Annotated in this window: 12 protein-coding genes; all 12 read left to right on the forward strand. The window is 62.0% G+C overall.

Translation table 11 applies throughout. The annotated features are described in order from the left end of the window. The first annotated feature begins 6 nt into the window (after window positions 1–6). The 12 genes from J2S71_RS08405 (at window position 7) to J2S71_RS08460 (ending at window position 12965) form a co-directional block, all read left to right on the forward strand. Complete coding sequence (locus J2S71_RS08405) at window positions 7–714, forward strand: hypothetical protein (protein WP_307390775.1); 708 nt, start codon at window positions 7–9, stop codon at window positions 712–714. Continuing rightward, entirely contained in the window at window positions 711–1121 is a 411-nt protein-coding gene (locus tag J2S71_RS08410; RefSeq protein WP_307390778.1) for a hypothetical protein, read from the forward strand. Before J2S71_RS08405 ends, J2S71_RS08410 begins: the two co-directional genes overlap by 4 nt. Before the next feature lie 73 nt (window positions 1122–1194). Beyond that, on the forward strand, window positions 1195–2046 hold the full coding sequence (locus tag J2S71_RS08415; RefSeq protein WP_307390781.1) for an NAD(+)/NADH kinase: 852 nt from the start codon (window positions 1195–1197) through the stop codon (window positions 2044–2046). Then, the gene (recN, locus tag J2S71_RS08420; RefSeq protein WP_307390783.1) at window positions 2043–3668 is read left to right on the forward strand and encodes a DNA repair protein RecN; all 1626 of its coding nucleotides are present in this window, start codon (window positions 2043–2045) and stop codon (window positions 3666–3668) included. Before J2S71_RS08415 ends, recN begins: the two co-directional genes overlap by 4 nt. A gap of 210 nt (window positions 3669–3878) precedes the next feature. Further along, a complete protein-coding gene (locus J2S71_RS08425) occupies window positions 3879–5912 on the forward strand; it encodes a BglG family transcription antiterminator (protein WP_307390786.1) in 2034 nt (677 codons plus the stop codon). 5 nt (window positions 5913–5917) lie between these two features. After that, the gene (locus J2S71_RS08430; protein ID WP_021725821.1) at window positions 5918–6307 is read left to right on the forward strand and encodes a PTS lactose/cellobiose transporter subunit IIA; all 390 of its coding nucleotides are present in this window, start codon (window positions 5918–5920) and stop codon (window positions 6305–6307) included. A 27-nt stretch (window positions 6308–6334) separates the two neighbouring features. After that, complete coding sequence (locus tag J2S71_RS08435) at window positions 6335–6631, forward strand: PTS sugar transporter subunit IIB (protein WP_021725779.1); 297 nt, start codon at window positions 6335–6337, stop codon at window positions 6629–6631. A 36-nt stretch (window positions 6632–6667) separates the two neighbouring features. After that, complete coding sequence (locus tag J2S71_RS08440) at window positions 6668–7978, forward strand: PTS sugar transporter subunit IIC (RefSeq protein WP_021725828.1); 1311 nt, start codon at window positions 6668–6670, stop codon at window positions 7976–7978. A 111-nt stretch (window positions 7979–8089) separates the two neighbouring features. Continuing rightward, window positions 8090–9577, forward strand: coding sequence for a family 1 glycosylhydrolase (locus J2S71_RS08445; RefSeq protein ID WP_307390790.1), 1488 nt, complete (start codon window positions 8090–8092; stop codon window positions 9575–9577). A gap of 95 nt (window positions 9578–9672) precedes the next feature. Then, on the forward strand, window positions 9673–10161 hold the full coding sequence (locus J2S71_RS08450; protein ID WP_021725830.1) for a DUF3284 domain-containing protein: 489 nt from the start codon (window positions 9673–9675) through the stop codon (window positions 10159–10161). Window positions 10162–10347: 186 nt separating this feature from the next. Next, window positions 10348–12006: a CTP synthase gene (gene pyrG / locus J2S71_RS08455; RefSeq protein WP_021725918.1), complete on the forward strand. Its 1659-nt coding sequence runs from the start codon at window positions 10348–10350 to the stop codon at window positions 12004–12006. Window positions 12007–12008: 2 nt separating this feature from the next. Beyond that, window positions 12009–12965 carry a site-specific tyrosine recombinase gene (locus J2S71_RS08460; RefSeq protein ID WP_307390794.1) on the forward strand — a complete coding sequence of 319 codons (957 nt, stop codon included), beginning with the start codon at window positions 12009–12011 and terminating at the stop codon, window positions 12963–12965. Window positions 12966–13141: the final 176 nt, after the last annotated feature.

A 13141-nucleotide genomic window follows, 5' to 3' on the forward strand; every position in this document is an offset into this window, starting at 1 on the left:
AGAAGGATGCTGATGAGCGGGAAAGATGGAAGAACAGTGCCACGCCGGAAACGCGCTCTTGTCATCGTGCTCAGTGTCATGTTCACTGCTGCTGGCGTGCTCGTCGTGGGACATGAGACCTCCATCCATAATGTATATGACGAACTCCTCCTTGAGAGTCCAGGCTGTGTCCCCTGCCTGGCTATGCCAGGCAGGGGACATGTCAATGTGCCTGTCGACTTCGAGGCACAGGAAGGTGGGGTGGATAGCATTGCGGATGATCGGGCCGACTACAGCTATGCCGGTGGCGATTTGGAAAGTCCCCTTACAGCTGAGCTCTATGAGCCTTCGGGCCTGTACCTCACCATTCTTCACGGTTCCTCGTGGAGAGGCGATGAGATTGACATCTACGCCGACAGCGGCTTCTTGCGGGATGGTAATGGCAAGGGGTACTGCGTCCAGATCAATTGGGCCTATTCGTCTGACACCCGCGCGCTTGTACGAGAGATGACATTCCTCCGTGATGACGACGAGGGGCGCCATCGGATTCCAGCGAGCGAGTTCCTCTCTGCGACGGAACTCACGCGCGCCACGCTTGACGCTTGGGCCAACCATGTGATCGATGATCTCATTGTGGGCGGCTACCTGAAGGCCAATGCACAGAGCTCGCGCTTTTCCGAGGATGTCGGGGGAACCTCTGCCACGGATGACACGGATTGGGGGATGGTGACATGAGCGTTGTCTCATGGGGAAGGGACGATCTTACTGCCGCGGAAAGGGCCGCCATGGCAACGCGTGACGCGCGCCTCCTCGAGCTTGAGCGTCGCGAGGACGTCCTTGCGAGACGAGACGCCGCTCGGAAGGAGCACATGGAGGACTTTCAGGCACTCACGTATCAGAACCTCGCATTCATTGAGGAGTGCGACCATGCGATGCCCGGACTTCTCCAGAGGACAGGCGTGGACAGCGATGAGCTGCGATACGGTGTCATGCGGTCGGTCGAGCAGATGGCCGATGAACTGGAGGCGGGCAGGCGGGAACGCATGCGGATTCGCGATGAGGAGGACCGCGTCGAGGAAGGGTTCCGCGCTGCGATGCGGCGTGCCGAGGATGTGGATGGTGGGAGAAGTCGGCGGCATTGACGGGGCAGGCCCGGCGGATGCTACACTCGACTGAGTGATCGATGGGCGTCTACAGGTGGAGGGGCCTGACTCCATGAAGGTACTGCTTGTTCCCAACTACTCGCGCGAGAATGCCAAGGACGCCGCCGTGCATCTGGCCCACTGGCTCGAGCGCGAGGGCATCGAGGTGCGCTGGGTGCCTGACAAGAAGCTCTTTTCCGACGCGCCCATTGAGGTGGACGACGTCGATCTCGTGGTCTCCTTGGGTGGGGATGGAACGTTGCTGCGCGCGGCGGGCATCGTGGGCTACCGGGAGATTCCCATGCTGGGGCTCTCCTATGGCCATCTGGGCTTTCTCACGTCAGGAGGGCCGGACAACCTGCTTGCGACCGTGTCATCCGCGCTGGCGGGCGAGATGCACGTCTCTCACCGTGCCACGCTCGACGTCGAGGCACACTTCGCGGCATCCGATGGCTCCGAGGTCATCGAGCACCACTTTGCCCTCAATGACCTGTACCTCACCCATGGCGTCTGTGGAGACATGATCGAGTTTGACGTCTCCGTCTCGGGCAACCACATCGATCGCCTGCGTGGCGATGGCTTTGTGGTCTCGACGGCAACGGGCTCGACCGGCTATGCCCTCGCGGCGGGCGGCCCCATCGTGACGCCACAGTTCAATGGCATGATCTGTGTTCCCGTGGCACCGCACTCCATCCGCGCGCGCGCCTTCCTCACGGCGCCCTCAGACGTCGTGGAGATCGCGATCAGTCCGGAGCGCAACGTCGAGCGCCTCTTCTTTGCGGATGGGCAGCCCCTCGGTGGGGGGATGGTGGGGGAGCGGGTGACCATCCGCCGCGGCCCGGGCGACATCATCCTGCTCGACCGCAGCTCGACCAGCTTCTACCAGAGCGTCTCGCGCGTGTTCTACGGGGATCAGCGCCGATGATCGACGAGCTTCACGTACAGGACGTCGCGCTCATCCATGATGCCACCATCAAACCGGCGGAGGGCCTCACGGTGCTCACGGGCGAGACGGGAGCGGGCAAGAGCGCCCTGCTCTCAGCCATCAAGCTGCTCACCGGCGAACGTGCGGACTCTTCCGCCGTACGCGAAGGGTCTGAGGGCCTCTCCGTCGAGGGCAGGCTGTATCTCAAGGGTGGCGATCCGGATGGCTGCGTGGTGAGCCGTACCGTGGGAGCCGATGGGCGCGGCCGCGCCCATGTGGACGGTCGTGTCGCCTCGGTGCGCGAGCTGGCGCAGGGCGTGGGTTCGTCCATCGACCTCTGCGGCCAGCATGAGCACCAGCGGCTCATGCGCACGCAGACGCATGTCGAGCTGCTGGACGGATGGGCGGGCGAGTCCGTGCGCATGGTGCGGGAGACGTATCTTCAGGCGCTCGCGGCGAGGGGCGAGGCGGCCGCCGAGGTCGCGCGCCTGCAGGAGCTGGGGCGTGCGGTGGACTCCAAGGTGGGGGACGCGCAGTTCGTGCTCGACCGCATAGATGAGGTGCGCCCCCAGGAGGGCGAGTACGAGGAGCTGGAGGAGCGGCTGCCGAAGGCGGAGCATGCCGAGGCGCTGCTGCGCGCGGCAGCCACCACGCATGACGCGCTCACGGGCGACGAGGGCGTCACGGACATGCTCTCGGCCGTGGTGCAGGGCCTGCGCGATGCGGGAACCTACGACCAGACGCTCTCCGCGCTTGCGGATGCGGTGGAAAGCTCGCTCATAGACCTTGAGGATACGGCCTCCGAGTTGCGGAGCTACCAGGATGGCATCGAGGTGGACGAGGAGGCGCTGGCATCCATGCAGCTGCGCATGAGCCAGCTGCAGGGCCTCATGCGCAGCTATGGCCCACGCATGCAGGAGGTGTTCGAGCGCCGGGCAGAGGCGCGCGAGCTCGTCGGTGTCGCGCGCGACGGGGGTGAGCGGCTGTGCCATGCCCAGCAGGAGCTCGAGCGCTGCGAGGCTGCGCTGTCCGAGGCGGCTGCCGCACTCGACAGGACGCGCACGGCAGCAGCCCCCAAACTGGCCGAGGCCATCAACGAGCAGCTCGCCCTCCTGGAGATGGGCACCGCCCAGATCGAGGTCTCCCTCGAGCGCAGGCCCCGTTCCCAATGGGGCAGGGAGGGGCCCAGCACCGTGGAGCTGCTCTATCGCCCCGCCGCTGGCCTTACGGCGCGGCCCCTCAGAAGGATCGCCTCCGGTGGCGAGATCAGCCGCGTCATGCTTGCCTGCAAGGTGGTGCTGGGTGCGGCGGACGATGCGCAGACCCTCGTCTTTGACGAGGTGGATGCGGGCGTGGGCGGCTCTGCGGCCGTTGCCCTGGCCCAGGTGCTCGCCCGTCTTGCCCAAACGCATCAGGTGATCGTGGTCACGCATGTGGCACAGGTTGCCGTCATGGGCGACAGGCACTACCTGGTGTCCAAGACTGCCGGCGACGTGCCCGAGACGACCATTCGCGAGATCTCCGGCGATGAGCGCGTGCGCGAGGTTGCCCGCATGCTCTCGGGCGATGAGACGGAGGCCTCGCTGGCCCATGCGCGCGAGATGCTTGAGATGGCGCGCTAGCGCGTAGGCGCCTCGCGTTGGGCAACGCATTCCGCACATCCGGCTCATGTGCACGAACCCGCTAATGGCAACGATCCGTCGGGGTATCCGCTGCCTTACGGGGAGATGCGTCACCCTATTGTTCAGTTTTTCTTCCGCCCTGTTGGCAGATGTCTTGGCGGTAGTACGTGTGGCCACGAATGATGATGCTTGATGGGGAGGGTCAGATTCATGGCAGATGCGCTCTTTCATCTGGTGGTCTATGTGCGCACGCACCCTGGCGTGAGCCAGCAGGAGCTTGCCAGCCATTTCAAGGTGAGCACCCGCACCATTCGGAGTCGTGTGCGCCGCCTGAACGAGTCGCTTGCGGGCATTGCGAGCGTCGACCTTTCACCCAAGGCGGGCTACTTCGTTCATGTGATTGACAGCGAGGCACTCTCCTCATGGGCGATCAGGCGTGCGCAGCTCTACGGTGCCTCCATCACAAGCGCCAAGCGAGCGCGGCGCATGGTGACAGACTTGCTCTCACGCAACGACTGTGTGACGCTCGACAGCCTCGCTCAGATTCTCTATGTGTCCCGCGCCACGGTTTCGGCGGATCTGAGGCTTGTCGAGCGCATGCTCGCCGTCCATGACCTCAAGCTGGAACGCAAGAGCCATCGGGGCATCCGCGTGACGGGGCCCGAACCCAACCGTCGGGCTGCCCTCGCCACCATCGTAGTTGATACATTCCAGGCGTCTGAGGCAAAGCTCTCGCAGCCCGACGAAGAGGAACAGGACGGGCCGCATGGTGCGGCAGAGGCCCGCGGCGACGAGAACGCCATCGTGTCCGTCCTGGGTGACGAGGCAATCTCGTCAGCACCATTCATTGCAGAATGCCTGGACAGGGTCTTTACGACCGAAGGCATCTCCATCAGCTCCATCATTTACCAGAACCTGCTTGTGCATATCTCCATAGCCGTCATGCGCATGCGCGAGGGTAGCTACGTGCCCATGGAGGCGAGTAACCTCAACCGCATCAAACGGAGTGATGAGTACGTGCTTGCCAGGGCCATCTCGCAGGCCATCGAGCAGGCGTTTCATCTGGAGTTTCCGGAGGAGGAGACCGCCTACATCACCATTCACCTTGCGGGCAAGAAGGTGCTCGCAGAGTTTTCCGATGACAGCTCTCCGCTCTCCATTCCGGACAAGGTCTGGAACGTCGTGGATGACATGCTGTCCCTCATCAACCAGACCTTTCATGTGGACTTCTCCGATGACCTGGAGCTGCACATGAACTTGGCGCGCCATGTCGGGCCCCTCGCCGTGCGCCTCCAATACCACCTGGGCGGGAACAACCCACTGCTGGCGGACACCAAACGGCGCTTTCCCCTCGCATGGGCCATGGCGCTTGAGTCATCCTCGGTGCTCCTTGAGGCATATAGGGAGAAGCTCAGCGATGACGAGACGGGCTTTATCGCCCTGCTCTTTGCGTTGGCCCTCGAACGGCGTCATACCCATCATTCCAAGAAGAACGTTCTGATTGTGTGCTCCACCGGCATCGGCAGCGCCCGCCTCCTGGAGCTGAGGATACGTCAGCGCTTTGGCGAGAGCATCGCTGTGGTGCGCCATTGCAATGTGGCGGGTATTGACAAGGTGGACTTCCGAGACATCGACTACGTCTTTACCACGGTGCCCATCGGCCGCCCGCTTCCCGTTCCCGTGCGCGAGGTGCGCACCTTCCTCGCCCCCGGAGACTTCGAGGATCTCGAGCGACTGTTGAGTTCCAGAGGTTCCATCGCGTCCGCCTCGGGAGCCTTCGATCAGGCGCTCTTCTTCCCCCATCTGGCCTTTTCCCAGAAGGAGGACGTCCTTGACTTCCTTTGTGCCCGTATGGCAGAGCGCGTACCGGTGGACGATGACTTCCATGACCTCGTGCTGAGGCGCGAGGATCTTGCGGTGACGTCCTTTGGCAATGGCGTTGCCATGCCCCATCCCATGAGGCCGACCTCCCATGACGTCCACGTGTGCGTCGGCATCCTCGACGCGCCCATCCTCTGGGACGGCTTTGGACATATGGTTCAGGCCGTCTTTCTCATTTCTCTTCCCCGTGAGGGGGAGGGGACGGGCGCCCTGTTTAGCGTCCTTGCCGAGCTCTTCGTGAGCGAGGACGACATGGGCCGGCTCATCACGGATCAGACCTGGCAGACCCTCTCCGTGTTGCTTGGGCAGCACGGCATCGATGTGCATGCGAATTGGGTCACGAAGACGGGAGAGAGGGGGTGACGACTATGTCAGACGAAGAGGTGACGGGAATGGACTATGAGGACTCGGAGAGTGTGATGACCTCGTTCCAGATCATCGCAACGGCGGGTGATGCCCGCAGCAATGCGTTCCAGGCACTGAAGGCGGCCAAGCAGGGGGACTACCAAATGGCTGACGAACTCATGGCCAAGTTCAACGAGGGATCCGTCGAATCGCACAATCAGCAGACCGCGCTGCTGACCAAGGAGGCGCAAGGTGACCATACGCCCGTTGACGTTCTGCTCGTGCACGCACAGAACCATCTGATGACCTCGATGCTCGCCGGTGAGCTCATCCAGGAACTCATCGATCTCCACAAGGAGCTTGACGAGCTCAAGACACAGGTCTCTGCACAAGCCGCGGCACAAGACCAGTAGGCATTTCATTTCAGAGAGAAGAGAACGATGAAGGTGTTGCTTGTGTGCGCTGGCGGGATGTCCACCAGCATTCTCATGAAGAAGCTTGAGAAGTATGCTGCCTCGAAGGGCATTGACTTCGAGGTCGCCGCCGTGGGCCTCAGTGCCTACAAGGACAAGTGGCAGGACTATGACGTTCTGCTCATGGGTCCACAAGTGGGCTACCAGAAGGATGACGTTACCAAGAGCGTCTCCATTCCCGTGGGAGTCATTCCTCCTGCCGATTATGGCATCGGCAACTGCGAGCATATCTTTGCACAGCTTGACAAGCTCCTCGGCAAGTAACTCATCGACATTGGCAAGATAAGGAGGGGAGCTATCGTGGAAGGCTTCTTCAACAGCAAGTTCATGATTACGCTCCAGAAGTTTGGACAGGCGCTTGGACGCAACAAGTACCTGTCTGCCCTACAGGCCACCATGCAGACCCTGATGGCCATCATCATGGTGGGGGCCATCTCGCAGATCCTCTGCTCGGTGGGCTGTAACATCTTCGGCTGGTTCTCCGCCGACAGCGAGATCTACCAGGTTCTGTACATGCCCTATAACTTTACGATGAACATGCTCTCGCTGTGGGTCGTGCTCTTTTTGGGCTACAACTATGCCCGTAACATCGATATCAAGACTCCCGTCATAACGGCGTCGGAATGCCTGTTCTGCTACCTGCTCATTGCTGGTGCGCTTTCTACCAACGAGGCCGGGACCGTGGTCATGGACACCACGTACTTCAGTGCGTCTGGCATGTTCATGGGTTTTCTGACATGCTTCATCGTTGCGCAGATCGACAAGATGTGCGTCGATAGGAAGATCTACATACGCATGCCGGACATCGTCCCACAGTTCCTCCAGGACGGCTTTGCCGGCATCGTGCCCCTGCTCTTCAATGTCATCATCTTCCAGGTCCTGAACACTACGGTGACGACCCTGACGGGTGGTGCCTTCACACTGATCTCCGGCTTCATCGCCTTGCTTGCGGCTCCTCTTGCCGGTCTCACCTCTGCTCCGGGCATCGTGGTCATCTGCACGTTCGCCGGTGTCCTCTGGTGCTTTGGCATCCATGGCGCGCTCATCGCGATGACCACCCTGATGCCCATTGGCATCCAGACCACGGCACAGAATTATGCCGCCTTCCAGTCGGGGGGCACGGCCGCCCTCGTGTTCTATCCCGTTGCCCTCGCCGCTGGCCTCTCGTACTGTGGTGGGTCGGGCAACACCTTCCCCGCGGCGATCTACGCCGCGTTCTTTGCCAAGTCAGAGCAGGTCAAGGCTGTTGGCAAAGCCTCCATTGTTCCTGGTTGGTTCAACATCAACGAGCCCATGACCTTTGGCCTGCCCATCATGTACAACCCCATCCTCTGCATTCCCTATATCCTGTGCATCCCCCTCAACTGCCTGTTCTATTGGATTGGCTATGCCACAGGCCTGCTCATTCCGGGGTACATCATGATCTCAGCCCTGTTGCCCATGGGTTTCGCCGGATATCTGAGCACGTTGAACATCTGGAACTTCCTCTGGGACTACTTCTCCGTCATTCCCATGGGGCTCATCTGGCTCCCGTTCATCCGTGCCTATGACAAGCAGCTCTATGACAAGGAGCAGGCAGAGCTTGCAGCTGAGGCATCCGCCGAGGCGTAGGGTTCCGCCTTGGGAGGGGCAGGGGCATCGTTCCCATGCCCCCTCGTTCTTACCGGAGCGGGCATGCGGCTTCTCTGATGCCTGCGCATCTATGACAAGGAGGCATACACCATGTCATTTCCCGAGGGCTTTCTATGGGGTGGCGCAACGGCTGCCAACCAGTATGAGGGAGGCTACCTTGATGGAGGCAAGGGACTCAATACCTCTGACGTGCTGACGGCTGGCGCGCATACCACGCCGCGCCGCATCACATGGAGAAATCCCACCACGGGCGAGACCGGCTCCATAGACTATGCGTTTGGGCTCATGCAGAAGGCAAACATCTTCCCCGACGGTGTCGAACCTGCCGTCGTGGAAGGCGAGTACTATCCCAGCCATGTCGCCACGGACTTCTATCATCACTACAAGGAGGACATCGCCCTCATGGGCGAGATGGGCTTCAAGACCTTTCGCCTGTCCATGAACTGGGCGCGCATCTTTCCCCATGGTGATGACGAGCGGCCCAACGAGGAGGGCCTCGCCTTCTATGATGCCGTCTTTGACGAGTGCCACAGATACGGCATCGAGCCCCTGGTGACGCTCTCGCACTACGAGACGCCACTCCACCTCGCCACGGCCTATGGCGGTTGGAAGAGCCGCAGGCTCATCGACTTCTTTGAGACGTATGCCAAGACGGTGTTTGCTCGCTATCAGGGCAAGGTCAAGTATTGGCTCACCTTCAACGAGATCAACTGCATGGAGTGGATGCCCTTCATGGCCGGCGGCATGAGCGACTTCACCGAGCAGGCCAAGGCCCAAGGCGCCCACAACCAGTTTGTGGCAAGTGCCAGGGCCGTGCGTGCGGCGCACGAGATCTCACCCGCGATTAAGGTGGGACAGATGCTGGCCTACCAGCCCCTCTATGCGTACACCTGCGATCCTGCCGACCAGCTCAAGGTCATGGAGGATGGTCACGGAACCTTGTTCTACTCCGATGTGCAGACGGGTGGTCGCTATCCCGAGTATCGCCTCAGGCAGTATGAGCGTGGCGGCATCAGCCTGGATATGGAGGATGACGACCTCGACCTCATCGCTGCCTATCCCGCGGACTTCCTCTCGTTCTCGTGCTACGGCTCATCCACGCTGACCACGCACGAGGAAGAGGCAGGTGGCGGCAACCTGTTCATGGGTGTCAAGAATCCGTACCTCAAGACCAATGCCTGGGGATGGGCGACCGATCCCGCCTGTCTGCGTCTGGCGCTCAACACACTGTGGGATCGCTACCACAAGCCCCTATGGGTCGTGGAGAACGGTATTGGTTGGGATGATGTGATGGAGAAGGACGGCAGCGTTCACGACAGCTACCGCATCGAGTATCTTCGCCAGAACATCGCCTCCATGGATGATGCGGTGACGCTCGATGGCGTTGACCTCATGGGTTACACCATGTGGGGCTGCATTGATCTCGTCTCTGCAGGTACCGGTGAGATGAAGAAGCGCTATGGCTTTGTCTACGTCGATCGTGACGACCAGGGCAACGGTAGCCTCAGGCGTTCGAAGAAGGACTCGTTCGACTGGTACAAGAAGGTCATCGCCTCCAACGGTGCTGACCTGAGCTAGCTGTGGGGGTGCGTGGATGCCTGGGGGGCTCTGTCTGCCCAGGCGCCACGCTCGCCCGACCCTGAGAACGCCGCTTGTGGTGAGGGAGAGACACTATGCGCATAGTGAGGTCACTGGACGTGTCGGGCGATGAGTTCTTCTCGGACCTTGTGGCCATGTTCGAAAACGATTGGCAGGGGCTGACGGGCGGGAAGCTCGAGGCAGGAGACCTGTGCGAGGGTCTCTCATGGCGATCCGACCAGGCACATCTGCTCGTACGCTCCTTTGAGCCGTCACACCTCTTTTCCGTGGAACGTGAGGAACGGGCGGAATGCACATGTGCCACCTACCTCGTGGAATCAGGCGACCATGGTTGCACGGTGACGTACGACTGGGAGAGCGACGTACATGACCGGCAGCACAACCGCCTGCTGCGAGGCTTTTCCGAAGCGGTCTATCTTGGCAGAATGGCCGAATCCCTTCTCGCCGCAGAGGATCGCATCAGGAACGGCGGCATCCCTCGGCATGTCCAGACCACGTCACAGGAGCGCCTAGACGTGAGGCTCCTGCGAAAGGCTGTAGAACGCCGTCAGGGAAGACAATGATTGCGGTTCTGCGCCAGGAACGATGGCAGGGGCGCGCAGCGGAGGCGGAGGTAGCACGACATGCCCCCTGTTCCACAAAATTTTCTATGAGGATTCCCGTCTGAGCCTGGAGTGTGCGAAGCCGCGCTATCATGGAGACCCGTGGATGAGCACCGTCACAACTCTCACGGGAAGGGTCTCTTGCCTATGGCCAAGCACATCTTTGTCACCGGTGGCGTCGTCTCCTCGCTGGGCAAGGGCATCACAGCCGCCTCCCTCGGTCGCCTGCTCAAGGCGCGTGGCCTCAAGGTCATGATGCAAAAGGCCGACCCCTATCTCAATGTCGACCCCGGCACCATGAGTCCCTTCCAGCATGGCGAGGTGTTCGTGACGGAGGACGGCAAGGAGACCGACCTCGACCTCGGCCACTACGAGCGCTTCATCGACGAGAACCTCACGCGCGAGTCCAACTTCACCACCGGCCTCGTCTACCAGTCGCTCATCAGCCGTGAGCGCGCTGGGGACTTCCTCGGTGGGACCGTGCAGGTCATCCCACACGTCACCAACGAGATCAAGGGACGCTTCCGCCGCATCGAGGAACAGACCCAGGCGGACGTCGTCATCACCGAGCTCGGTGGCACCATCGGCGACATCGAGGGCCAGTCGTTCGTGGAGGCCATTCGCCAGTTTCGCAAGGACAAGGGCCCGGGCAACACGCTCGTGATCCACGTCTCGCTCGTGCCCTACATCGCCGCCGCCCACGAGGTCAAGACCAAGCCCACGCAACATTCGGTCAAGGAGCTGCGCTCCATGGGCATCCAGCCCGATCTCATCGTCTGTCGCAGCGACCATGAGGTGGAGGCCTCCATTCGTGCCAAGATCGCCCACTTCTGCGATGTGGATGAGGACTGCGTCTTCGAGAACTCCGACTGCCCCTCCATCTACGACGTGCCCGAGCACCTCGCGCAACAGGGCTTTGATGAGAAGGTGCTCTCCAAGCTGGGCCTTGAGGCCGGAGAGCGCCACATGGAGGACTGGTATGCCTTCACCGACTGCATGCACGCCTCCAACGCCCAGGACGACACGGTCGAGATCAAGGTCGTCGGCAAGTACGTGCAGCTTCCCGATGCCTACCTCTCCGTCATCGAGGCCCTGCGTCACTCCGGCGTCTACTATGGCCGCCATGTGCACATATCGCTGATAGACGGCGAGGAGCTCGACGGTTCCAACATCGACGAGGCGCTCGCCGGTGCCGATGGCATCCTGGTGCCCGGCGGCTTCGGCCAGCGTGGTGTGGAGGGCAAGATCCTCTCGGCCAATCGTGCCCGTACGAGTAGGATTCCCTACCTGGGCATCTGCCTGGGGCTGCAGGTGGCCGTCTCGGAGTTTGCACGCACCGTGTGCGGTCTTGCGGGCGCCAACTCCGCCGAGTTCGAGCACGATTGCGCCTATCCCGTGATTGCCCTCATGAGCGACCAGGAGGAGATCACGGACAAGGGCGGCACTATGCGCCTGGGCGCCTATCCCTGCAAGGTCGTGGGTCCGCTCGCGCGCGAGGCCTATGGCGAGGACCTCGTCTACGAGCGTCATCGGCATCGCTTTGAGGTCAACAATGCCTTCCGTAACCGGCTGACCGAGGCCGGCCTCGTCATTGGCGGCCTGTCGCCGAACGACCGCCTGGTCGAGATGGTCGAGCTGCCGGAGGACGTGCATCCCTGGTTCGTTGCCAGCCAGGCGCACCCGGAGTTCAAGAGCCGTCCCACCAAGCCCGCACCGCTCTTCCGTGAGTTCGTGCGTGCCGCCATCGCCCGCCACGAGGGCGTCGATCGCCATGAGGTGACGCCCGCGGACGAGAGCGCCTGCTAGCGGTGGAGCTGAAGGCCGCGCTGGGGGAGTACCTCGACTACCTCACCATCGAGCGGGGCAGCTCTGCCAACACGGTCGCGGCATATCGGCGCGATCTCGCGCGATACGTCTCCCATCTGAACGGCGGCGGCATCACGGACGTCGATGCCGTCTCCCGTCATGACATCGAGGCGCACGTGGCCTCGCTGGAGAGGCAGGGGCTGGCTTCCTCCTCGGTGCAGCGGGCCGTCTCGGCCATCAGGGGCTTCCATCGCTTTCTTGTCGCCGAGCAGGAGACCACCAACCATCCCGCCGCCGATCTCGTGATGCCCAAGAGGCCCGAGCACCTGCCCGACGTCATCTCGCGCGAGAAGGCCTTCGAGCTGCTGGATGTGCCGTTTGCCCAGGAACCCAGCCCCAAGCCGCGCAGGAGCGGTGAGCCAGACCGCACCAACGTTGCCTGCTTCCATCGCGACAAGGCCATCCTCGAGGTGCTCTACGGGTGTGGCCTGCGCGTCTCGGAGCTCTGCGGGCTGGACGTGCGGGACGTCCTCGTTGCCGACGAGGTGGTGCGCGTCTTTGGCAAGGGTTCCAAGGAGCGTGTGGTGCCCCTGTTGGGCACCGCCAACCGTGCGCTTGCGGACTACCTCGGCCAGTGGCGGCCGCTTCTGGCGGCGCACGCACACTCGCGGGGCGGTGGTGCGGCCTTTCTGAGCGCACGGGGAACGCGCATCACGCGGCAGGCAGTGTTTGGCCTCGTGGAACGATATGGTGAGATGGTGGGCATCCATGGGCTGCATCCCCACACGTTGCGCCACAGCTTCGCAACCCACCTCCTGGAGGGCGGCGCCGACCTGCGCGTGGTACAGGAGCTGCTCGGTCATGCGAACGTCTCCACCACCCAGCTGTATACGCATGTCGATCGCACGCACGTGCGCATGGTCTACCTCGAGGCTCACCCACGGGCCCATCGTGGGTAGGCACATGGGCTACCGCGGTCCGTGCCGTGGGACCATGCCCCACCACAAGCTGTGGGATGGCACCCCACCCTCCATGCCGCCTTTCAGGGTGCATGTCACGGGGTGGCATCTGTCCAGGTAGGGGCTGTCCCAGGAGCTTACGAATCCTAGAATAGGGCATTCTACCTGCATATTCA

It is taken from the genome of Olsenella profusa DSM 13989, assembly GCF_030811115.1.
Lineage (GTDB): Bacteria > Actinomycetota > Coriobacteriia > Coriobacteriales > Atopobiaceae > Olsenella_F > Olsenella_F profusa.

Bases quoted from the DNA above. Each gene is read 5' to 3' on its own strand.
- J2S71_RS08405 (WP_307390775.1), top strand. From the start codon at position 7: ATGCTGATGAGCGGGAAAGATGGAAGAACAGTGCCACGCCGGAAACGC.
- J2S71_RS08410 (WP_307390778.1), top strand. From the start codon at position 711: ATGAGCGTTGTCTCATGGGGAAGGGACGATCTTACTGCCGCGGAAAGG.
- J2S71_RS08415 (WP_307390781.1), top strand. From the start codon at position 1,195: ATGAAGGTACTGCTTGTTCCCAACTACTCGCGCGAGAATGCCAAGGAC.
- recN (WP_307390783.1), top strand. From the start codon at position 2,043: ATGATCGACGAGCTTCACGTACAGGACGTCGCGCTCATCCATGATGCC.
- J2S71_RS08425 (WP_307390786.1), top strand. From the start codon at position 3,879: ATGGCAGATGCGCTCTTTCATCTGGTGGTCTATGTGCGCACGCACCCT.
- J2S71_RS08430 (WP_021725821.1), top strand. From the start codon at position 5,918: ATGTCAGACGAAGAGGTGACGGGAATGGACTATGAGGACTCGGAGAGT.
- J2S71_RS08435 (WP_021725779.1), top strand. From the start codon at position 6,335: ATGAAGGTGTTGCTTGTGTGCGCTGGCGGGATGTCCACCAGCATTCTC.
- J2S71_RS08445 (WP_307390790.1), top strand. From the start codon at position 8,090: ATGTCATTTCCCGAGGGCTTTCTATGGGGTGGCGCAACGGCTGCCAAC.
- J2S71_RS08450 (WP_021725830.1), top strand. From the start codon at position 9,673: ATGCGCATAGTGAGGTCACTGGACGTGTCGGGCGATGAGTTCTTCTCG.
- pyrG (WP_021725918.1), top strand. From the start codon at position 10,348: ATGGCCAAGCACATCTTTGTCACCGGTGGCGTCGTCTCCTCGCTGGGC.